The sequence below is a fragment of the Nocardia seriolae NBRC 15557 genome (assembly GCF_007990715.1).
Lineage (GTDB): Bacteria > Actinomycetota > Actinomycetes > Mycobacteriales > Mycobacteriaceae > Nocardia > Nocardia seriolae.
Map to the genome: position 1 here is coordinate 1 of NZ_BJWY01000130.1, position 21,182 is coordinate 21,182.

The following is a 21,182-nucleotide window of genomic DNA, read 5'->3' on the forward strand; positions in this document are numbered from 1 at the left end:
GTACTAACCGACCCATCACCGAGTCACACCCTCCGGGGGCGTTGCCCATTCGGGCAGTGGTTCGCATCGTTCGAGCCACTCCGCGGGCACGCCCCCGGATCGTGCCCCGGCACCAAGGATCCCACCGACAATCGCGCAGGTGGTGTCGACATCCGACCGAGCGTGCCCTCATAGGCGGCAACGATCTCGGCGGTGACCGGCCGCCGTCCGGTCTCGATCAGGCTCAGGTAGGACGCCGTGAAGTGCGTTCGCCGCGCCATTTCACGCAGCCCGAGTCCGGCCGCCTCACGGGCTGCCCGCAGCATCGACCCAAGTTCCATTCGTCCCTCGTCGATTGAAAACACCTTGTCAACACCGTATCCGGGGTTGGCGGGTGCGCGGTCGTAGCGTCAACCTGTAGCTATTCCACCAGATTCGACGCCGCCGAGATCACGTGTGCACGGGATCTCGGCGGCAGTGGGAAGAGGGGCGGATTCGGGCGTTGGCGGGGCGGTTGGGGTATGACCTGCGGAAGGTTGCGGTGTTCGGGCCGGAGACTGATCGGCCCGTTCATCGGCTGCGGGTTTTGATTGCCAATCTGGGGGCCGACGCGGTTATCGTGCCGGGGCTGGAGCATTTCGAGAACGGTGCGGTGCCGGGGGATCTCGTGGCTCGGGCCGATGTGATTACCGTCCAGCCGGAGCGGACTTTCGCTCGGTGGCTGATTCCGCCCGACAGTCCGGCGGATATGGGGTCACGGTAGCCGGGCGGCTGGGTTCGGGTCGATCAGGACGCCCGGGTTGAGGATGTGGGTGGGGTCGAGGGCGGATTTGGCGGCTTGGAGGGCTCGGGCGAAGGGGGCGGGGCGTTGGTGGTCATACCAGGGGCGGTGGTCGCGGCCTACGGCGTGGTGGTGGGTGATGGTGCCGCCGGAAGAGGAAAGGGCTTGGGAGACTGCGGCTTTGATTTCGTCCCATTGGTCGACGGTGCGGCCCCAGTGGCCTGCCGCGTAGATGCCGAAGTAGGGGGCGGGGCCGTCGGGGTAGACGTGGGTGAAGCGGCAGGTCACCACGCCGGTGATGCCCAAGGAGGTGAAGGTGGCTTGGGCGGCATCGAGGACGGTGGCGCGCAGGTTGTCGAATCGGTCCCAGGTGCAGGCGGTTTCGAAGGTTTCGACGATCATGGATTGGGCGGCGAGGGCGTCGCGTTGGTAGGGCATGCGCAGGAAGGATGAGCGCCAGGTTCCGGCCGCACCGGAGTGGGCGGAGTCCTCCCGGGGGCCGGTGGTCGAGATGCCTTCGGGCGCTTTGCCATTGAAGTCGGCGCAGATTTCCAGTGCTCGTCGCATCGACTCGTCCACCGGGTGGTCGGCGGACTCGAAACCCAGGACCAGTACGCCGCCCGAAGTTGCGGTCGCGGCATTGAGGAAGGCGTCGGCCGGGTCGAGGAGTCGGCAGTTGGCGGGGAACAAGCCCGATTGGGAGATCACTCGGGTGGCGTTCACGGCGGCACCGTAGTCGTCGAAGAGGACCGATGCGGTTGCGCGCCAGCGGGGCCGGTCCTGCAGGCGCATCCAGGCTTCGGTGATGACGCCGAGCGTGCCCTCGGAGCCGAGGAACATCCGGTCCGGCGACGGCCCGGCCCCGGAACCGGGCAGCCGTCGCGATTCACTGATCCCGGTCGGCGTCACGACCCGCATGGACTCGACCATGTCGTCGATATGGGTGTAGACGGTCGCGTAGTGGCCACCGGCGCGGGTGGCCAGCCAGCCGCCGAGGGTCGAGAACTCGAAGGATTGCGGAAAGTGGCGCAGCGTCAAGTCTTCCGGCCGCAGCGCCTGCTCCAATGCCGGACCGAGGATCCCGGCCTGAATCCGCGCCGCGCGGCTGGTGCGATCGATCTCGACGACTCGATTCAGCCGACCCAGGTCCAAAGAGACCACTCCGGCGTAGTCGTCGAGCCCCCGCGGCTCCACGCCTCCCACCACCGACGTGCCCCCACCGAATGGGATCACCGCAATCCCCGCGCCCGCACACCAATCCAGCACATCGGTGACGTCCTGTTCGGTCCGGGGCCGTACCACCAGGTCGGGCACGTTCTCGACCCGACCGAGCAGATTCCGCACCACATCCCGGAACGCCTGCCCGTGCCCATGCGACACCCGGTCCCCGAGTTCACCGGAAACCAACGCGGCCAGCGAATCCGGCGCCTCGACCCGCGCCGGAACGACGGTCAGGGATTCCAATGCGGGCGGCTCGTGGACGCCGAGATCCGCATCCGGCATCATCGCCGCCACCCGCCGCGTCAGCCCCTCGCGCTCCGCACCGGTGACCGCGTCCTCGACTTTGCCCCAGCCCCACCATGACCGCGTCATCATCGACTCCTTCGCACAGCCACTCACCTGAACGCTTCGTAATCTAGGTGCCGCATCGCGAAATCGGGTCGATCTGCCGACGAACGAGCCTGCCGAAGGCTATTGGTCGAGGGCCTCGATGAGGGTGTCCAGGCCGGAGGTGACGGCCTGACGCTGGGCGGGGGTCAGGTGCTCGAGGGCCGCCGCGAAGCGCTGGATGCGGGCCGAGGTGAGGCCGGTGACCAGGTCGTGGGCGGCCGGGGTGGCGGTGAGGAGTTGGGCGCGGCCGTCTTCCGGGTCGGCGTCGCGGGTCAGGTAGCCGGCCTTCTCCAGACCGGTCACTATGCGCGACATGGTCGGGGCGCTGACGCGTTCGATATTCGCCAGGTCGCCCAGGCGCAGGGGACCGGAGCGGGCGACGGTGGCCAGGGCCGAGGCCGCGCCGGGGCTCAGGGACCCGAGGTCGCCGGAGTGGCGCAGCAACCGGATGACGCGGCCGATGGTGTGGTACAGCTCGGCGGCTTCGGTGAGCTGGTCTGGGTCGGCGACACTCGGCTCGGGCAGCGTGATCTCCTCCGTTCAGATTCCCTCGCGGGCGGCTTCGCTGAGATCGGCGGCCTCGTCCGGAATGGTCGGGCTACCGGCGAACCACGAGGCCACCGCACCGATCAGCATCATAATGGCGGCTCCGAGGAAGACCACGACCAGTCCCGAATGGAACGGTCCGGAGATCAAGTGCGGGAAGAACTCCTGTCCGGTGAGCACATCCTTGTGCACGCCGGGGTGGTCGAGGATGCCGGTCGGACCGAGCAGCGCCTGGATCGGATTCACCCCGAGGAACGCCGCGAACAGACTGCCCACCGGCGGCAGCCCGGAAATCTCCGCCGCGACATTCGCCGGCACGCCCTGCTGTTGCAGACCCGAATTCATCGCGCCCGGCAGCGTATTGGACAGGCCGACGATCATGAGCGAGAAGAAGACCCCGATCGACAGCGCCATACCGCCATTGAGCAGCGTGCCGCGCATGCCCGAGGCGACACCGCGCTGCGAGGCGGGCACCGCGGACATCACCTCGGCGGTGTTGGGGGAGGCGAACATTCCCGAGCCCAGACCGTTGAGCGCGATGACCACCGCGAATGCCCAGTAGGAGAAATCGACCGGCAACACCACCAGCAGCACGAACGTCACCGCGGTGATGGCCATGCCGAGAGTCGCGAACAGCCGGGGCCCGTAGCGGTCGGACAGCTTGCCCGAGACCGGTCCCGCCACAAGGAATCCCACCGTCAGCGGCAGCAGATAGATGCCCGCCCACAGCGGCGTGGACTCGTAGTCGAACCCGTGCAGCGGCAACCAGATGCCCTGCAGCCAGATGATCAGCATGAATTGCAGCCCGCCGCGCCCCAGCGACGACATCAGTCCGGCCAGATTGCCGAGCCCGAACGCCCGCACCTTGAGCAGCGACAGATGGAACATCGGCTGCTGCACCCTGGTCTCGATCCAGCAGAACAGCCCCAGCACCCCGATACCGCCGAACACCGCGGCCAGCACCCACGGATTCGACCAGCCGGTATTCGAATCGCCGTAGGGCTGAATGCCATAGGTGATGCCGGTCAGCAGCGCGGTCAACCCGACCGCGAACGTGACGGTGCCCGGAATATCGAGCGACCCCGCATTGCGCTGCCCATTGTCGTGCAGCGACCGATACGACCAGACGGTGCCGAGAATGCCGAACGGCACGCTCACCCAGAAAACGGCCTTCCAGTCCCATTGCGCGAGCAATCCGCCCAGCAACAGACCCAGGAACGAACCGGCCACGGCCGCAACCTGATTGATGCCCAGCGCGAACCCGCGCTCCTCGGCCGGGAACGCGTCGGTGAGAATCGCGGCCGCGTTCGCCATGAGCATGGCCCCGCCGATGCCCTGGAACACCCGCCACCCGATCAGCCACACCGCGCCACCGCCGTGCGTGAACGGATCGAACGACAACGCCACCGCCGCGATCGCGAACAGCACGAACCCGTAGTTGTAGATCTTCACGCGCCCGACCATGTCCCCGAGCCGCCCGAACATCACCACCAGCACCGCGGACGCGAGCAGAAAGCCCATCATCATCCACAGCAGGTAGCTCACATTCCCCGCGGCCAGCGGGTTCAGATCGATCCCCCGGAAGATGTCCGGCAGCGAGATGATCACGATCGACGAATTGATCGTCACCATCAACATCCCCAGCGTCGTATTCGACAACGCCACCCACTTGTAATGCGGATGATCATGCTCGATCCGGAGCCGCCTCCGAATGGCCTGGACATCACCGGAATCCAATCCGGTGGTAGGGGCCGCAACCATCAGAGCCTCCCGCGAGTCAACGAACGAACAACGCCTCAATATAGTTGCATGGTGCTAACTAATGAAATGGTGTGACGTACCACTCAGCGGACACGTCAGCCCTGGCCCCGAGGTGCACCCGGCGTCGCGCGCGGACCGCATCGACTCGGCGCGGTGGCGGAAAGTCAACGGGCGGAGGGCATTACAGTTGCATGCCCGATATCCAGCCGAGTGTTGTCGTTAGGATCGCGGGCATGGAGAGTCGCAGTGTCGATCGGACGCCTGTCCGGCGTTCGCTTGTTCTGGGTGGGGGCGGCGTCGCGGGGACGGCGTGGATGGCGGGGTTGGCCGCTGAATTGCGCCGCCGGGGAATCGATTTGGGGATGGCCGACTCGATAGTGGGTACGTCGGCGGGGGCGGTTGTGGGGGCTGCGCTGGTGGCGGGGCGGGATCTGGATTCGTTCGCCGATGATCCGCGGTTTCCGGGGAGTGTGGACTCAGCGCCGGTGGTGAAGGCCGAGTTGATCGCCAAGACCTTCGCGGTGCTGTTCGACCGGACGTTGGATCGCCAGGCGGCGCGGCGGGAGGTGGGGCGGCTGGCGATGGGCGAGGAGCCGGCGCAGGCGGTGCATATCGCACCGATGCAGTGGCTGGTCGGCGGCAGTGAATGGCCCGATGACAGGCTGCGGGTCGCGGTCGTGGACGCGGCCAGTGGTGAGCGCCGGGTGTGGGACAGCGGCAGCGGTGTGCCGCTGGCGACCGCTGTCACCGCGAGCCGCTCGTTTCCGGGGCCTTCCCGCCCGTCGTTGTCGGGGACCGCTGTTACATCGATGGCGGGGTCTGGTCGCCCACCAATGCGGACCTCGCCGCGGACTCGGACGTGGTGCTGGTCGTCGAGCCGTTCGCGCATCGGTTCCCGCCCGGACTGGTCGGGGCCGAACTCGCGGCGACGGGCACCGATGCCGTCGTGCGGTTCGGTCCCGACACGGCCACCATCGACGTACTCAATGCCGCCGCAATCGATCCGGATGTGCTCGGGGGCTGGCCGCAAGCGTTCCAGGCGGGTATTCGCCAGGCGGACGGCCTGGCGCAGCAGCTGATCGACGCGGGCTGGTAGCCCTCGGCGACCTCGGACGCCCTTGGTATCCACCCGCCGCTCGCACTTCGGTTGCGGGGGACCGGGCCGGATGTCACGCTGATCCACGGGGTCGAAGCGGTATCGAGAAGGAGGGCTGTCATGCCCGAAATACCTTGGACCAAAGGCGTTTACCAGCCCGAGGACGGCGACGAGCTGCATGTGCTCACCTCAGAACTCCCGCTGAAACGCTACGGCGACATCCCCCGGTTCCTGCGCTGGACCCTGCGGATCCGCACCCAGCTGCGCGATGCCCCCGGCTGTGCCGGGTACAGCCTCGATGCCCTGCTCACCGCGAAGACGTTCCGGACCCTGTCGGCGTGGTCCGACAAGGCGGCGATGGAGGCCTTCGTCCGCAGCGGCGCGCACGCGGAGATGCTGGCGGACATGGCCGGGCGCGTCGGCAATCCGCGCTTCGTCGAGTCCACCGCTCCGGGCAAGGGCCTGCCGCTGTTGTGGGCGGAGGCCCGCGCCCGCCTGGCCGCCCCGCCCGACTGACGACCGAGCCGATACCCGGCGGGATTCGAGCCGGGGGTCAGTGGAACGGATATACGGCGAGGATGCCGTTGATCTGTGCCAGCGTCCGACTGCCCCACTCGGGATGAACCGCGCCCACCAGCCGATGCCATTCCGGAAACCAGATGCGCCGGGCATCCAGGGCGGGCGGCCGCGACCGGTGCAGATGAACCGTATCGAGCGCGATCTGCCGGGCCACGTGGTCGACGATCCAATAGAACAGCTCATCGGGTGAGGTGGTGTGCCGGTCGAGGATCTGCTTGTTGCGTTCCCAGGCTTCGAAGGTCAGCCACTCGGGCATGACGCGATAGAACGGTTCGGCGAAGTCCAGGTGGCCCTGGTGGCCGGCGATCATGGGTGGCACGTGGGTGGCTGGGCTGGGCGCGACCCGATGGAGGCGGTCGACCCACAGCAGCACCGACTGCTGGATTTCCTCGGGGTCGAAGGGCACCGGACCAGTGTGCCCGAGGTTGATCTTGCTCTGTTTCAGACACCCCGGAACGCCTGCTCGCCGACTCGCTCCGGATCGGTGATGTGGGAGAGAAACAGGCGTGCGGCGGGGGTGGGGGTGCGGGTGGTGACGACATGCCACGGCCGATTGAGGGGCGTGCCCTCCACCGCCACCACCTCGAGCAACCCGGCGGCAACGTCGGTGGCGATGGCGTCGGAGTGGATGAGCGTAATGCCCAGACCCTCCCGGGCGGCGGCCAGCGCGGCCCCGTGGGTGCCGAGAGTCAGTGTGGGCGGCCGGATTTGGAGCCGGTCGAACAGCGCCAGGGTGGTGTCACGGGTACCCGAGCCCCTACCTCGCAGCAACCAGGTGGCCTCACACGGGTCGGGCCAGCGTCCGGGCGCGCCCACCACCACCAGCTGGCACGGGCGACGGGCGCGGGTGACCAGGCCGGTGTCGCGGGGTGGCCGCCCGGCGACCACGAGATCGGTCTCGTGGTGGGTCAATTCGAGGAACAGCACGTCGCGGGGCTGGATCGAGAGCCCCAGCTCGATATCCGGATACCGATTCCGGAAGGAAGCCAGCAACCGCAGCAGCACGTATTCCCCGGCGGTCGCCACCACCCCGATACGCAACCGACCGGTCTCGGCCTCTCGCACCGCCGCGTACGCCTCCTTCATCAACCCGAGGATGCTGCGGCAGTAGTCCGCGTACACCCGCCCCGCCTCGGTGAGCGCGATACCCCGCCCGGATTTGGCCACGAGTTTGGCCCCGAGTTGTTTCTCGATGTGTGCCACCGCCGCCGAGGCCGCGGCCTCGGTGATGTGCAACTGCGCGGCGGCTCGGCGAATGCTGGAGTGCTTGGCAACGGCGAGAAAGGTTTCCATGCGCACCGCGCTCACCGTACCCATACTTCACGGTAGCAAACTCGACGAAAAGGTTGAGCGAGACCAGAAACAATCGAATTGTTTGTCGTTAACGGCCCCGTCATCCTGGGAATCACAAGTGGCCCAACCCGGTTCGCAGGAGGAATGATGGCGGGATCTGCCGATGATCAGCGCGGCCGGTGGGATCCGGGTGTGCAGTCCTACGCGTCGATGGGATACTACGCACCCGACTACCAACCGAAGGACACCGATGTGCTGGCGGTGTTCCGGGTGACGCCGCAGCAGGGCGTCGATCCGGTGGAGGCGTCGGCCGCGGTGGCGGGCGAATCCTCCACCGCGACATGGACGGTCGTCTGGACCGACCGGCTCACCGCACACGACCGCTACCAGGGAAAGTGCTACCGCGTAGACGAGGTGCCGGGCCGCAAGGGCGAGTACTTCGCCTATGTCGCTTACGATCTCGACCTTTTCGAGGAGGGTTCCATTACGAACCTGACATCCTCGGTCATCGGCAATGTATTCGGATTCAAACCATTACAGGCCCTGCGGCTGGAGGATATGCGCATTCCGGTGGCGTATGTCAAGACCTTTCAGGGTCCGCCGCACGGAATCGTTATGGAAAGGGAGTACCTCAATAAATACGGCCGTCCACTGCTGGGCGCCACCGTGAAACCGAAACTCGGTCTGTCCGCGCGCAACTACGGCCGTGTGGTGTACGAGGCCTGCAAGGGCGGTCTCGATTTCACCAAGGACGACGAGAACATCAACTCGCAGCCGTTCATGCGCTGGCGTGACCGTTTCCTGTTCGCGATGGAGGGCGTCAACCGGGCCATCGCCGAAACCGGGGAAATGAAGGGTCATTACCTCAATGTCACGGCCGGGACGATGGAGGACATGTACGAGCGCGCGGAGTTCGCCAAGTCGCTCGGCAGCATCATCGTCATGATTGATCTGACGATCGGCTACACCGCCATGCAGTCCATGTCGAAGTGGGCTCGCCGCAATGGCATGCTGCTGCACCTGCACCGCGCCGGGCACTCCACTTTCACCAGGCAGAAGACCCACGGTGTCAGCTTCCGGGTGCTGGCCAAGTGGTGTCGCCTCATCGGCGTGGACCACCTGCACGCCGGTACCGTCATCGGCAAGCTCGAGGGTGATCCGCACACGGTCAGGGGCTTCTATGACACGTTGCGCGACAACCACATTCCGCTGAACCCGGTCAACGGCATCTTCTTCGACCAGGACTGGGCCAGTCTCCCCGGCGTCATGCCGCTCGCCTCCGGCGGCATCCACGCCGGGCAGATGCACCAGCTGCTGGACCTGTTCGGCGACGACGCCATTCTCCAGTTCGGCGGTGGCACCATCGGCCATCCGATGGGCATCGCCGCGGGCGCGGAGGCGAATCGGGTCGCGCTGGAGGCGGTCGTGAAGGCGCGCAACGAGGGTCGAGACCTGCTCAAGGAGGGCCCGGACGTGCTGCGCCGTACGGCCGCGAACTGCCGCCCGCTCGATGTCGCACTGACCACCTGGGGTGATGTCACCTTCGACTACACCTCCACCGACGCCCCCGACGCCGTCCCCACGGCCACCCGCTGAGAGACAGGGAATCCCCATGCATTTGCGCCAGGGCACCTTCTCGCACCTGCCCGACCTCGATGACGCCGAGATCGCCGCGCAGGTCCGCTACGCATTGCTCAACAACTGGCCGGTGTCCATCGAGTACACCGACGATCCACATCCCCGCAACAGCTACTGGGAGATGTGGGGACTGCCGCTGTTCGATCTGGACGAGCCCGATGGCGTACTCGCCGAGATCAATGCCTGCCGGGCCACGTTCCCGCGCCACTACATCCGGGTCAACGCCTATGACGCCGCCTACGGCCGCCAGACCACGGCCCTGAGCTTCCTGGTGCAGCGTCCCGAGCACGAGCCGGGCTTCCGCCTGGACCGCACCGAATCCGACGATCGCCGCCAGCACTACGGCTTCCACGCCTACGCCACCGACGATCGCCCGGGCGAAAGGTATGGCGGCTGAGGGTGTTTGGTGACGGGAGGATATCGTGAGCGCGGAACGCCCCGCGGTTCCGGGCGGCCGGTCACCTGCGGCCGGCCGCCCGGCGGGCGGGTTCCAGATGCACCGGCCCGGGGTCACGAGCCCCGCGCCGCTGCGCGGTACGGCCGCCGATGCCCCTCCCCGACCGGAGGATTCGGCGGCCGGCCACCTGCTCCGCCCGGTTCCCGACCAACCCGAGGTGCTGGCCGAGGACGCGATCCTGGATCTGTCCACCGATATCGCGGGCAAGGACGTCGAGGAAACCCTGACTCGGCTGGACGCGGAACTGGTGGGCCTGGCCAATGTCAAACGCCGCGTCCGCGAAATCGCGGCTTTGCTGCTCATCGATCGCGCCCGCCAGCGTTTCGGACTCCAGGCTACCCGCCCGACCATGCACATGAGCTTCACCGGCGGCCCCGGCACCGGCAAGACCACCGTGGCGCTGCGCATGGCCGAGATGCTGCACGCCCTCGGGTACATCCGGAAGCCCAAGGTGCACACCGTCACCCGCGACGACCTGGTCGGCCAGTTCATCGGCCACACCGCGCCCAAGACCAAGGAGGCCCTCGCCAAGGCCGCCGGGGGAGTGCTGTTCATCGACGAGGCGTACTACCTGTTCCGCCCCGAGAACGAGCGCGACTACGGGCAGGAGGTCATCGAGATCCTGCTGCAGGAAATGGAGAACGAGCGCAACACCCTCGTGGTCATCTTCGCCGGATACCCCGATCGCATGGAGACCTTCTTCTCCGCCAACCCGGGCCTGTCCTCGCGGGTCGCCCACCATATCGAGTTCCCCGACTACACCCACGACGAGCTCATGGCCATCGCCGAACTCATGGTGCGCCAGCAGAACTTCCGCTTCGATCCGGCTGCCGCACAGGCATTCTCGCGCTATCTGCGATTGCGCATGGCCCGCCCCCGCTTCGCCAATGCGCGCAGTGTGCGCAATGCCCTCGACCGCTGCCGCCTGCGTCAGGCCAAGCGCCTGGTGGAGCTGCACCGGCCGGTGAGCCGCACGGATCTGATCACGCTGACGGACAGCGACGTCCTCGGCAGCAGTGTGTTCGCGGACGCCCCCACCGACTCGCAGGGGTCTGCCGACTCGAGCGAGCCGGCAGGCGAGGGGGCCCATCCATGACGAATTGAGAGCGACTGTGCCAGAAGGATTGAAGACCCTCACCCGCTACACCATCGAGTCGGAGCACCGCCAGCCCGGCGCGTCCGGGGAGTTCTCGGCGCTGCTCAATGTGCTCGCCACCGCAACCAAGATCATCGGGAATCAAGTGACCCGGGGAGCGATAGTCGGCTCCCTGGGCGCTGCCGATGCCGAGAATCTGCCGATCACGGTGCACCGCAAGATGGATGCCATCGCCAATGACATCATGGTGGCCGAGAGCCAGTGGACCGGGCCGCTCGCGGCGCTGGTGTCCGAGCAGATGCGCGACTGCCACCTGGTGCCCAGCGAGTTCCGGCGCGGGAAGTACCTGCTGGTCTTCGATCCGCTGGACGGTTCGAGCAATATCGACGTGAACCTGCCGGTGGGAACGATATTCAGCGTGCTGCGGGCCCCCGAGGACGGGCGCGAGCCCACCGGCACGGATTTCCTGCAGCCCGGCCTGCAACAGGTGTGCGCGGGCTTCACCCTTTACGGCCCGGCCACCATGCTGGTGCTCACCACCGGCAACGGCGTGGACGGTTTCACCCTCGACCGCGAGGTGGGCGCGTTCGTGCTCACCCATCCGCGCATGCGAATCCCCGACGACACTTCCGGTTTCGCCATCAATGCCGCCAACGAGCGGTTCTGGGAGCGCCCGGTGCGCCGCTACGTCCACGAGTGCCTGGAGGGCGTGGACGGGCCGCGCGGGCGTGATTTCAATATGCGCTGGGTGGCCTCGCTGGTGGCCGACACCTTCCACATCCTGACCCGCGGCGGGCTGTACATGTACCCGCGCGACACCCGCAATCCGGAACGGCCGGGCCGGGTTTCGCTGCTCTACGGGGCGAATCCGATCGCCTTCATCGTGGAACAGGCCGGGGGCGCGGCCATCACCGGGCACGAACGGGTGCTCGAGGTGCGGCCCGAAGAGCTGCATCAGCGGGTCCCGTTCATCTTCGGGTCCCGCAACGAGGTCGAGCGGATCGAGCGCTATCACCGCGAGCCGGAGGAGGGACCCGTCTTCGACGCCTCGCTCTTCGGTTCCCGCTCCCTGTTCCGTTCCGCGCGCCGCTGAGGCGCGCGCGAAAGCTGTTGTCCGGCAAACGAGGAGGTGCCAATGTCGGTCAAACACCCCGTGGTCGCGATCACCGGGTCGTCCGGTGCGGGAACGACCAGCGTCACGCGAACCTTTCAGGAGATCTTCCGCCGCGAGGGAATCAATGCGGCCATCGTGGAAGGGGATTCGTTCCACCGCTACGACCGCAACGAGATGAAGCTGGCCATGGCCGAGGCCGAACAGCAGCGCAATCTCACCTTCTCGCACTTCGGGCCGGAGGCCAACCTGCTCAGCGAGCTGGAGACGCTCTTCCGCGAGTACGGGGAGACCGGCGTCGGCGCGGTGCGGCGCTACCTGCACGATGACGACGAGGCCAAGCCCTTCGGGCAGCCCGCGGGCACCTTCACCCCGTGGGAGGAACTCGCGCCCGGCAGCGATCTGCTGTTCTACGAGGGCCTGCACGGCGCGGCGGTCGGCGAGGACCTCGATGTGGCGCACTATGCCGATCTGCTGGTCGGGGTGGTGCCCATCATCAATCTGGAGTGGATTCAGAAGGTGCACCGCGACAAGACCGAACGCGGTTACTCCAGCGAGGCCATCATCGACACCATTTTGCGGCGCATGCCCGATTACGTGAAGCACATCTGCCCGCAGTTCTCGCGGACCTATGTGAACTTCCAGCGGGTACCGACCGTCGACACCTCGAATCCCTTCACCGCCCGGACCATTCCGACCGCGGACGAGAGTTTCGTGGTGATCCGCTTCGCCGATCCGAAGGTCATCGACTTCCCGTATCTGCTGTCCATGCTGCACGATTCGTTCATGTCGCGGCCCAACAGCATCGTGGTGCCGGGCGGCAAGATGGATCTGGCCATGCAGCTGATCTTCACGCCGCTGATCCTGCGGTTGATGGACAAGCGGCCCAAGCGGCTGCGGTGAATTCGAGAATGGCTGTGGCGCAATAAGAACGGCGGCCGCCCCGGAGGGCGACCGCCGCGGATGTGCGGGTTGCGAGGATCAGAGGCCCGCCGGGACGTCCTTGGCGCGGCTCTTCACCTGGAATGCGCTGATGACCTCGAAGATGCCGATGGCGATCAGCCAGCAGCCGACCACCACGACCAGCGCGGTGATCGAGCGGAACGGCTCCACGATCAGCAGGCCGCCACCGACGATGAGCAGGATGCCGAACAGGATCTGCCAGCCCCGCCCGGGTAGCGCGGCATCGGACATCGCGGCCACCAGCACCGCGGTGCCGCGGAAGATCCAGGTGATGCCGATCCACAGCGCCAGCAGGCCGATGGCCTGGAACTCGTTGCGGAAGCAGAAGAAACCCAGAATGAACGACAGGATCGCGGTGATGAACGACAGCACGCGCATCCACGCGCTGACGTGCAGACCGAACGCCGCGATCAACTGGAAGACACCGGACACGAGCAGATAGATACCGAACAGGACACCGGCGACGACCAGGGTGGGTCCGGGCCACACCAACACCAGGATGCCCAGCACCACCGAGAGAATGCCGGTGACCAGGATCGACTGCCACGCGCTGCGGGCCAGTGCTTGGACCGGCCCTTCGTAAACTCCCTCTTTGCTGGTTGTCATGCAGGTCAGAATATGACCAGTTCGGGCGAATTGCGTTTAATTAGCCAGGTGTTGCGCGGCCGTGACCGATGTCAATCCCCGTCGGCGACGAGCCGGGCATTGCGCCGCACCCAGCGGATGTCGGCCCGCCAGGTGTACGCGGCCACCAGTAGCGAACCCGCGAGGGCGGCGTTGAGCATGTAGGAGCCGTCCACCACGATCGACACCAGGCCACCGATGAGCGCACCCGTGCCGAACGAGAGATATTGCGTCGCATAGCCGAGCCAGTCGCGAGCATTGCCGCCGCCGGCCACGTGCCGTTCGACGCCCTGCGCGAACTTCACCAGCGTGCCGGTGATGTAACTGACCGGGATGGAGACCTCGCCGTTCTTGACGAACGAGGTGTTGAGCGATCCCATACCGAAGGCCACGAACAGAATCGGGGCCAGGCCCAGGCTGTGCTCCTCGTGCGCGGCATCGACGATGGCCGCGCCCAGCAGTGCGGCGGTGGTGAGCATGGTCGCGCCGTGCGGGTGGTTGGTCCACCAGAAGCGCCGGCACAAAGAGGCCACGAACACGCCGACCAGGAAGCACGCGATGATCGCGGCCGCGCCCAGAGCCAGGGGGTGGTCACCGGCGAAATTGCCCAGCACCGAACGCTCGGTATTGCCGGTCATGAAGGTGACGAAGTAGCCCTCGGAGTGGGTGTACGCCGCCGCGCCGATGAATCCCGCCAGGATCGACAGCACCGCGGACAGGCGCATCTCGAGGTCCCAGAAGGGTACGGGGTGCCGATTGCGTGTCGCAGTCACAGCAACAGACTAGCAACCTCAATCACAGTGCGCGGGAGGTGAAAATGCGCGGGGCTGACGGCATGCCGACCGGTGCGGTACAGTGCCTATGTTAACTGGAATTCACATCCGGTATGTCCATTGGGAACAAGGAGAAGTCATGACCTCCGCCGTCATCGTCGACGCTGTCCGCACCCCCTCCGGAAAAGGGAAAACCGGTGGCGGCCTGTCGGAAGTCCATCCGGCCACACTGCTCTCCGGCGTCCTGCAAGCTCTGGTCGAGCGCACCGGGATCGATCCGGCGCTGGTCGACGATGTGATCGGTGGTTGCGTCACGCAGAGCGGGGAGCAGGCGTTCAATATCTCGCGCACCGCGGTGCTGGCGGCGGGGTTCCCCGATGCGGTGCCCGCCACTACGGTGGACCGGCAGTGCGGATCCTCACAGCAGGCCGCCCATTTCGCCGCGCAGGGCGTCATGGCCGGGGCCTACGACATCGCCATCGCCTGCGGCGTGGAATCCATGTCGCGCGTGCCGATGTTCGCCAATGCCCAGGGCCGCGACGCCAACCGCGGGCCGATCGCTCACCGCTACCCGGACGGGCTTGTGCAGCAGGGTATTTCGGCCGAGGTGATCGCCGCCCGCTGGAAGTTCGACCGCGCCGCACTGGACGAATTCGCGGCCCGCTCGCACCAATTGGCCGCCGCCACGGCCGCATCCGGCGGCTTCGACAACGAACTGGTCGCCGCGGGCACGCTCACCGCCGACGAGACCATTCGCCCCAGCACCACGGTCGAGGGGCTGGCCGGGCTGAAGCCCGCCTTCGTCGACGCCGAATTCAAGGCCCGATTCCCGGAGATCGAATGGTCGATCACCCCGGGCAACTCCTCGCCGCTCACCGACGGGGCGTCCGCGGCGCTGATCATGAGCGAGGAGAAGGCTGCTCAGCTGGGCATGAAGCCGCGCGCCCGGTTCCACTCGTTCGCGGTCACCGGTGACGACCCGTTGCTCATGCTCACCGCCGTGATTCCGGCGACCCGCAAGGTGCTGGCGCGAGCGGGGCTGTCCATCAACGACATCGACGCCTACGAGGTCAACGAGGCCTTCGCCCCGGTGCCGCTGGTGTGGGCGCACGAGGTCGGGGCGGACCCGGCCAAGCTCAATCCGCGCGGCGGTGCGATCGCGCTGGGACATCCGCTGGGCGCCTCGGGCATCCGCATCCTGACCACCATGCTCAACCACCTCGAGCAGACCGGCGGCCGCTACGGCCTGATGACCATGTGCGAGGCCGGTGGACTGGCCAACGCCACCATCATCGAGCGTCTGTGATCCCCGGACCGCGCTGATCCCCGCCGACCGCCCGAGCCGATCGCCGACGGTGTCGGTAATCCGCCGTAGGCTGGCTCGGTCGGTGAACTCGCATCGAGACGATCGGTCGACTCAGCTGTGGGAGGCGTTGTGCGGGTTTCGTGGGACCGGGTGTTGAGCTGGCGGGTCCGGCGGCAATTCGTGGAACCGCGGACCGAGGGGGACGCGGTCGCCGTGGCCGAGCGTCTGTGCGGCCTCCAGGCGCAGGTCACCTCGGCGGCGGAAATCGCTGTGGCGCTGCGGCGTTCGACTGGCAAGCCCGGCGCGGTGGTGGCCGCGCTGGGCGCGGGCACCCTCATCAAGACCTGGGCCATGCGCGGGACACTGCACGCGCTCACCCCCGAGCTGGGCGCGGCGGCCCTGTCGCTCATGGCCTCGGCTCGCACCTGGGAGAAACCGGCGTGGACCAAGGCCGCCGGAGCCACGCCCGACGATGTCGCCGCCCTGGTGAAGGCCGTCGGCGAGATCCTCGACGGCCGGGTGCTGACGCGTGACGAACTGGTCGCAGAGCTGATCGCGGAACCTCGATTCCAGCCCTTGGAGACGCACCTGCGCTCGGGCTGGGGCTCCATGCTCAAGCCGTTGGCCTGGCAGGGAGCACTCTGCTACGGCGAGAGTCGCGGCACCGCCGTCACATTCACCCACCCCTCCCACGTGATCCCCGGCTGGTCGGGCATACCGGATCCCGATATCGCCGCGCCGCTCGTGATCCGCGCCTATCTCGGAGCCTACGGCCCCACCACACCCGAGATCTTCGACAACTGGCTGACGCGTGGGTTTCTGAGCAAACCGACTGTCCGCCGGTGGTTTTCGGAGCTCGACGCCGAGCTGACCGAGATCGACGTCGAAGGCCGCAAGGGCGTATTCCTCACCGAGCACCTCGACGAACTGGCCGGGACCCAACCGACCTCGGCCGTCCACTTGCTCGGGCAGTTCGATCAGTACGTGCTCGGCCCCGGCACCGGCGACACCGCCCTGCTCCCCGGCGACCACCGCGCCAAGGTCAGCCGCACGGCCGGCTGGATCTCACCGCTCGTGCTGATCGGGGGCCGGATCGCCGGAACCTGGGACATCGACGAAGACGTCGTCGTCGTCTCGATGTTCGACGGCGCGCCCGTCCCGACCGCGGACATCACCGCCGACCTACCCCGTCTCGCGAAGGCCACCGGCCGGCCCCTCGATTCCGTCCGCTCCGCCTGAGGTCGATCCAACGACCGGTGATTTCTCAGGGACGGTCTCAGGGGTTGTCCGGATGTCCGGGCGCATGGGCCTCCCTACCGTCGAGATATGCGAATCGTGCCGACGGTGACGGTATTGGCGCTGCTGGGGGCGGCGGGGTGTGGGAGCGTGTCCGACAATGGGCCGCAGGTGGTGTCGACGACTCCGATGGCGGTGTCGCCCAAACGAGTCGAGAAGATTCGGGACGATATCGATGGGTTGGTTCGGGGCGGTACCACCGGGGTGATCGCCACCCTCACCGAGAACGGTCAGACCGTGACGTTGACCGCCGGGGTGGCCGACCGCATCACGCGGGCGCCGATCCCGATGGCGCCGCCGCAGCAGGTGCGGGTGGGAAGCATTTCGAAAACCTTTGCGGCGACGATCATCATGCAGTTGGTGTCGGAGGGGAAGGTGGGGCTGGATGAGCCCGTGGACACCTATCTGCCGGGATTGCTGCGCGGGGATGGGGTGGACGGACGGGTGATCACGGTGCGGCAGATCCTGCAGCATCGCAGTGGGTTGCCGGAGATGTCGAAGGATCCGGAGTTGGATGTGGTCCGGGCGGCCGCGACGGGGCGGACGGTCACTCCGGGCGAGGAGATCGCCATCGCGCTGCGCAGGCCGGCGCAGTTCGCGCCGGGGGAGCGGTTCAAGTACACGAACACCAATTTCATCGTGGCGGGCATGCTGGTCGAGAAGGTGACGGGCAGAATGTATTCCGATGAGCTGGCCGGACGCATCACCACGCCCGGCGGGCTGCCCGACACGTATCTGCCCGGGCCCGGCGAGGTCGGCTTCCGTGGGTCGCATCCGCAGGGGTACGCGATGGTCGGGGAAACGCCGACCGATGTGACGCGGTCCGAACCGTCGATCGCCTGGTCTGCGGGCGGGCTGATCTCCACCGGGAATGATCTGAACCGTTTCTTCATGGCCCTGCTCGCCGGGAAGATCGTCGCCGACGCGCAACTGCGCGAGATGCTGACCGTTCAACCGCACTCGGCCGATGCCCCCTACGATTACGCACTGGGCATCGGCTCGGTCCGATTGAGCTGCGGCGCCGAATACTTCGGTCATGTCGGGAGCATTGCCGGGTTCACCACCGTGTCCGGCGCCACCCGCGACGGCCGTGCGGTCACCGTCGCCATCAACGAGACCACTGACAGGGAGCCGGACTTCACCGACCTGCTCGGCGACGCCCTGTGCCCCTAGCTCAGGCCGGGCTCAGCGCCGACCGGTCGCGCAGGACGGCCGCCGCCGCGGCGAGAGACAGTGCCAGCAGCGTCAGCGCGAAAAGCGTTGCGCCGGTGGAGAGGCCGACGGCGTCACTGAGGTATCCGGCACTGACGGGGCGCAGACCCGCCGGGATGTATCCAGGTTCGAGAGGACGAAGACCGCGGTCACCGGCCAGGCCGCCAGTCCGATCCACCGGCGGGGAGCCTGCCTCGCCCCGGTTCCGAGATCGGCGAGCTGCGCGGACCGCGCCGGACGGGATTGTGTCGCAACCACTTCCACTACCTCCACTCATGGTTCGAATAGACTCGAGCCAGTACGAATGGAGTCGAACATAGAATGATGTACGATTAAACTCGTACAAGCGCCGAGTGTGAGGAGTTCGCCGATGCAGACCGAGGTGGCGCCCGCGCCGAAGTTCGCGCTCCCGCCCGCGCCGGCCGTGGTTCCCGAACCCCTGCCCGAACCGGGTCGCGACGAACTGCGCCTCGAGAGCGTCATGGGCGCACTCAGCGACCCGCTGCGCATCTTCATCGTGCAGAAGCTGCTGCTCGACTCCGAGGAATACGACCACCCCTGCGGCTGGTTCGGCATCGACCGCCCGAAATCCTCACTGACGCACCACTTCAAGGCGCTACGCGAAGCCGGTATCACCCGGCAGCGCCAGTACGGCCTGGAACGCCGCAGTCAAGTTCGCATCGACGACCTCGAGGCGCGCTTCCCGGGCCTGCTCGCCCTCGCCGCCGCCTGGCGGCCCGCCGACTGACCACCCGCTAGGCTGCGCGCATGCAGACCGAGCGGGAGCAGCGACTGATCGACACGGTGGCCTGGGTGCGCATCGAGGACGGACGCATCCTCTGCGCCCGCCCGCGCGGCAAGGACGTCTTCTATATCCCGGGCGGCAAACGCGAAGGCGCGGAAACCGATCTGCAGACCCTCGTCCGCGAGATCCGCGAGGAACTGACCGTCGAACTGGCCCCGGAAACCGTCGCGCATGTCGGCACCTACGAGGCCCTGATCCCCGACGCCGTCGTGCGCATGGCCTGCTACACCGCCGAGTATTCGGGCACGCTTGCGGTCAGCAGCGAGATCGAGGAGATCGCGTGGTTCACCTACGCCGATCGCCCGCACGTACCGCCGGTGGATCAGCTGCTGTTCGACGATCTGGTCGCCGACAGTCTGCTCGCGGACTGATTCCGGCGCAAAAACTGAAACAAGTACCCGACCTCTACTAGCCGGTAATCATACACAGTCTGGTCACAATGTAGAACATGTTCTAGTGTTGTGGACACAACGTTTCCAGTGTCGGAAAGTTCAGAGGAGTCCACCACCAATGCGTACCGAGATCTGTGATCGCCTCGGCATCGACGTGCCCATCTTCGCCTTCACCCACTGCCGGGACGTGGCCGCCGCGGTCAGCAATGCGGGCGGTCTGGGTGTGCTCGGCGCGGTCGGGTTCACCGCCGAACAGCTCGAGGTGGAGCTCCAGTGGCTCGACGAGCACGTGCACGGCGTCTACGGCGTGGACCTGGTCATCCCCTCCAAGTACGAGGGCAAGGGCGTCGAGGGCCTGAGCCCCGAGGAGCTGGAAGCCCAACTGGCCAAGCTGGTTCCGCAGGGCCACCGCGACTTCGCGGAGAAGATCCTCAACGACCACGGCGTGCCGCACCTGCCGCCGGAGGAACACCACAACCAGCTGCTGGGCTGGACCGCCACCACGGTCGCCCCGCAGATCGAGGTGATCCTCGAGCACCCCAAGGCCAAGCTGGTCGCCAACGCGCTGGGCACCCCGCCCGACGACGTGATCAAGCAGATCCCGGACTCCGGCCGCCTCATCGGCGCGCTGTGCGGTTCGGTGAAGCACGCGCTCAACCACAAGAACGCCGGGCTGGACTTCGTGGTCATGCAGGGCACCGAGGGTGGCGGCCACTGCGGCGAGATCGCCTCGATGGTGTTGTGGCCGCAGGTCATCGACGCCATCGGCGATATGCCCGCGCTCGCGGCGGGCGGCATCGGCAATGGCCGTCAGGTCGCGGCGGCGCTGGCCATGGGTGCGGCCGGTGCGTGGACCGGTTCGCTGTGGCTGACGGTCGAGGAGGCCAATGTGCCGCCCGCGCAGATGCAGACCTATATCGACGCCACCAGCTCCGACACCGTGCGCTCGCGCTCGTGGACCGGCAAGCCGTGCCGGATGCTCAAGAACGACTGGACCGAGGCGTGGGAGGCCCCGGAGAACCCGAAGCCGCTGGGCATGCCGCTGCAGATGATGGTGGCCCTCGACGGCGTCAAGCGCGGGCACCGGTACCCCGAGCAGGCCAAGGACGTGAACTTCAACCCGGTCGGCCAGGTCGTCGGCATGATGAACAAGATGGAGCGCTCCGCCGACGTGGTGCAGCGGCTCATCGCGGAGTACCTGGAGTCCTGCGAGCGGCTGAACAAGCTCAACAACGCCTGATCGGCAAGGTGATTCGGCGCGCCGGGCAGCACCTGCCCGGCGCGCCGTCGCGTATGCGCCCCTCGGCGCGGGCTCGCGGGCTACCGGTTCGGACGACCGTCCGACGTTAATGTGGTGAGCATGGGCAGGGTCGAGCGGGTGCTGCGGGCGGTGTACTTCGCGCTGCTCTCGATGCCGGTTGCCTTCGCGCCCACGGGGGTTCGGGCTCGGATGGCACGGCGGGTCTTCCGGTCGCCGTTCGAGCTGCGCGAGCCGGGGGTATGGCGAACGCTCACCCACACGATCCTGGCCGCCGCGGTCGGACTGGTCGCCTGGTTCGCGGCATTCCTGATGGTGCTGGGCGCGGTGCGAGGAACGTTCTACCCCCTGGTGGCCGCCAACGACTACGAACATTCCTGGGGCGGGCCGACACTCGCGGGCGCATGGGCCGTGCACTTCGCCGGGGGAGTGCTGCCGCTCCCACTCTGGATACTGCTGATCGCCGGGCTCGGAGTCCTGGAATTGCGCCTCGCTCAACGGTTGCTCGGCCGTCGCGGGCCCTGGTGGCCGGTCCCTGTGGCGATCGCGCTGTTTCTGGGCGGGGTGGCATTCTTCATAGCCTGGTGGCATCAGATCTAGTGTCC

The 21,182-nt window shown here is 67.1% G+C and carries 23 protein-coding genes and 1 pseudogene; 14 read left to right on the plus strand and 10 right to left on the minus strand.

What is annotated here, in order from left to right; translation table 11 throughout:
* Nucleotides 1-15 precede the first annotated feature (15 nt).
* From NS2_RS38775 to NS2_RS29365, 5 genes and pseudogenes are all read right to left on the minus strand, one after another.
* Nucleotides 16-132 (minus strand): hypothetical protein, encoded by a 117-nt coding sequence (locus NS2_RS38775; RefSeq protein ID WP_487250740.1) that lies wholly within the window; start codon nt 130-132, stop codon nt 16-18.
* A gap of 35 nt (nt 133-167) precedes the next feature.
* A pseudogene (locus tag NS2_RS38780) lies at nt 168-320 on the minus strand (helix-turn-helix domain-containing protein); the annotation flags it as partial.
* Nucleotides 321-733: 413 nt separating this feature from the next.
* Entirely contained in the window at nt 734-2,353 is a 1,620-nt protein-coding gene (locus NS2_RS29355) for an FAD-binding oxidoreductase (RefSeq protein WP_033090589.1), read from the minus strand.
* A 99-nt stretch (nt 2,354-2,452) separates the two neighbouring features.
* Nucleotides 2,453-2,815, minus strand: coding sequence for a MarR family winged helix-turn-helix transcriptional regulator (locus NS2_RS29360; protein ID WP_197707812.1), 363 nt, complete (start codon nt 2,813-2,815; stop codon nt 2,453-2,455).
* A 96-nt stretch (nt 2,816-2,911) separates the two neighbouring features.
* Nucleotides 2,912-4,678 carry an MFS transporter gene (locus tag NS2_RS29365; RefSeq protein ID WP_033090591.1) on the minus strand — a complete coding sequence of 589 codons (1,767 nt, stop codon included), beginning with the start codon at nt 4,676-4,678 and terminating at the stop codon, nt 2,912-2,914.
* Nucleotides 4,679-4,992: 314 nt separating this feature from the next.
* On the opposite strand from NS2_RS29365, the gene NS2_RS38565 reads away from it, so the two are divergent.
* Complete coding sequence (locus NS2_RS38565; RefSeq protein WP_363190400.1) at nt 4,993-5,757, plus strand: patatin-like phospholipase family protein; 765 nt, start codon at nt 4,993-4,995, stop codon at nt 5,755-5,757.
* 137 nt (nt 5,758-5,894) lie between these two features.
* Nucleotides 5,895-6,290 (plus strand): antibiotic biosynthesis monooxygenase, encoded by a 396-nt coding sequence (locus tag NS2_RS29375; protein WP_052086929.1) that lies wholly within the window; start codon nt 5,895-5,897, stop codon nt 6,288-6,290.
* A gap of 37 nt (nt 6,291-6,327) precedes the next feature.
* Here NS2_RS29375 and NS2_RS29380 read toward each other — a convergent pair whose 3' ends face one another.
* Nucleotides 6,328-6,759, minus strand: a complete 432-nt coding sequence (locus NS2_RS29380; protein ID WP_033090592.1) for an Imm63 family immunity protein — start codon at nt 6,757-6,759, stop codon at nt 6,328-6,330.
* 35 nt (nt 6,760-6,794) lie between these two features.
* A complete protein-coding gene (locus NS2_RS29385; protein ID WP_033090607.1) occupies nt 6,795-7,646 on the minus strand; it encodes a LysR family transcriptional regulator in 852 nt (283 codons plus the stop codon).
* Nucleotides 7,647-7,793: 147 nt separating this feature from the next.
* Here NS2_RS29385 and NS2_RS29390 point away from each other — a divergent pair, with 147 nt between their 5' ends.
* The 5 genes from NS2_RS29390 to NS2_RS29410 are packed head-to-tail and all read left to right on the plus strand — an operon-like array spanning nt 7,794 to nt 12,851.
* Nucleotides 7,794-9,242: a form I ribulose bisphosphate carboxylase large subunit gene (locus tag NS2_RS29390; RefSeq protein WP_096490848.1), complete on the plus strand. Its 1,449-nt coding sequence runs from the start codon at nt 7,794-7,796 to the stop codon at nt 9,240-9,242.
* A gap of 16 nt (nt 9,243-9,258) precedes the next feature.
* Entirely contained in the window at nt 9,259-9,681 is a 423-nt protein-coding gene (locus NS2_RS29395; RefSeq protein WP_033090594.1) for a ribulose bisphosphate carboxylase small subunit, read from the plus strand.
* A 25-nt stretch (nt 9,682-9,706) separates the two neighbouring features.
* Nucleotides 9,707-10,837 (plus strand): AAA family ATPase, encoded by a 1,131-nt coding sequence (locus NS2_RS29400; RefSeq protein WP_228102795.1) that lies wholly within the window; start codon nt 9,707-9,709, stop codon nt 10,835-10,837.
* A gap of 16 nt (nt 10,838-10,853) precedes the next feature.
* On the plus strand, nt 10,854-11,930 hold the full coding sequence (locus NS2_RS29405) for a class 1 fructose-bisphosphatase (RefSeq protein ID WP_033090595.1): 1,077 nt from the start codon (nt 10,854-10,856) through the stop codon (nt 11,928-11,930).
* 42 nt (nt 11,931-11,972) lie between these two features.
* A complete protein-coding gene (locus NS2_RS29410) occupies nt 11,973-12,851 on the plus strand; it encodes a phosphoribulokinase (protein WP_033090596.1) in 879 nt (292 codons plus the stop codon).
* A gap of 78 nt (nt 12,852-12,929) precedes the next feature.
* On the opposite strand, the gene NS2_RS29415 is transcribed toward NS2_RS29410, so the two are convergent.
* A complete protein-coding gene (locus NS2_RS29415; protein ID WP_033090597.1) occupies nt 12,930-13,517 on the minus strand; it encodes an HdeD family acid-resistance protein in 588 nt (195 codons plus the stop codon).
* A gap of 71 nt (nt 13,518-13,588) precedes the next feature.
* Nucleotides 13,589-14,260 (minus strand): YoaK family protein, encoded by a 672-nt coding sequence (locus tag NS2_RS29420; RefSeq protein WP_033090598.1) that lies wholly within the window; start codon nt 14,258-14,260, stop codon nt 13,589-13,591.
* Nucleotides 14,261-14,447: 187 nt separating this feature from the next.
* Between NS2_RS29420 and NS2_RS29425 the strand changes: the two genes are divergently transcribed.
* From NS2_RS29425 to NS2_RS29435, 3 genes are all read left to right on the plus strand, one after another.
* Nucleotides 14,448-15,614, plus strand: coding sequence for a thiolase family protein (locus NS2_RS29425; RefSeq protein WP_033090599.1), 1,167 nt, complete (start codon nt 14,448-14,450; stop codon nt 15,612-15,614).
* 129 nt (nt 15,615-15,743) lie between these two features.
* The gene (locus NS2_RS29430; protein ID WP_081986275.1) at nt 15,744-16,853 is read left to right on the plus strand and encodes a DNA glycosylase AlkZ-like family protein; all 1,110 of its coding nucleotides are present in this window, start codon (nt 15,744-15,746) and stop codon (nt 16,851-16,853) included.
* An 87-nt stretch (nt 16,854-16,940) separates the two neighbouring features.
* On the plus strand, nt 16,941-18,083 hold the full coding sequence (locus NS2_RS29435) for a serine hydrolase domain-containing protein (RefSeq protein ID WP_096490567.1): 1,143 nt from the start codon (nt 16,941-16,943) through the stop codon (nt 18,081-18,083).
* Between the two features lies 1 nt (nt 18,084).
* Here NS2_RS29435 and NS2_RS29440 read toward each other — a convergent pair whose 3' ends face one another.
* Nucleotides 18,085-18,300, minus strand: coding sequence for a hypothetical protein (locus NS2_RS29440; RefSeq protein ID WP_033090601.1), 216 nt, complete (start codon nt 18,298-18,300; stop codon nt 18,085-18,087).
* 192 nt (nt 18,301-18,492) lie between these two features.
* Here NS2_RS29440 and NS2_RS29445 point away from each other — a divergent pair, with 192 nt between their 5' ends.
* From NS2_RS29445 to NS2_RS29460, 4 genes are all read left to right on the plus strand, one after another.
* Nucleotides 18,493-18,870: an ArsR/SmtB family transcription factor gene (locus NS2_RS29445; RefSeq protein ID WP_033090602.1), complete on the plus strand. Its 378-nt coding sequence runs from the start codon at nt 18,493-18,495 to the stop codon at nt 18,868-18,870.
* A 20-nt stretch (nt 18,871-18,890) separates the two neighbouring features.
* Entirely contained in the window at nt 18,891-19,298 is a 408-nt protein-coding gene (locus NS2_RS29450; RefSeq protein WP_033090603.1) for an NUDIX hydrolase, read from the plus strand.
* A 139-nt stretch (nt 19,299-19,437) separates the two neighbouring features.
* Nucleotides 19,438-20,559 (plus strand): NAD(P)H-dependent flavin oxidoreductase, encoded by a 1,122-nt coding sequence (locus NS2_RS29455; RefSeq protein ID WP_033090604.1) that lies wholly within the window; start codon nt 19,438-19,440, stop codon nt 20,557-20,559.
* 120 nt (nt 20,560-20,679) lie between these two features.
* The gene (locus NS2_RS29460; protein ID WP_045439457.1) at nt 20,680-21,177 is read left to right on the plus strand and encodes a hypothetical protein; all 498 of its coding nucleotides are present in this window, start codon (nt 20,680-20,682) and stop codon (nt 21,175-21,177) included.
* The last annotated feature ends 5 nt before the right edge of the window (nt 21,178-21,182 follow it).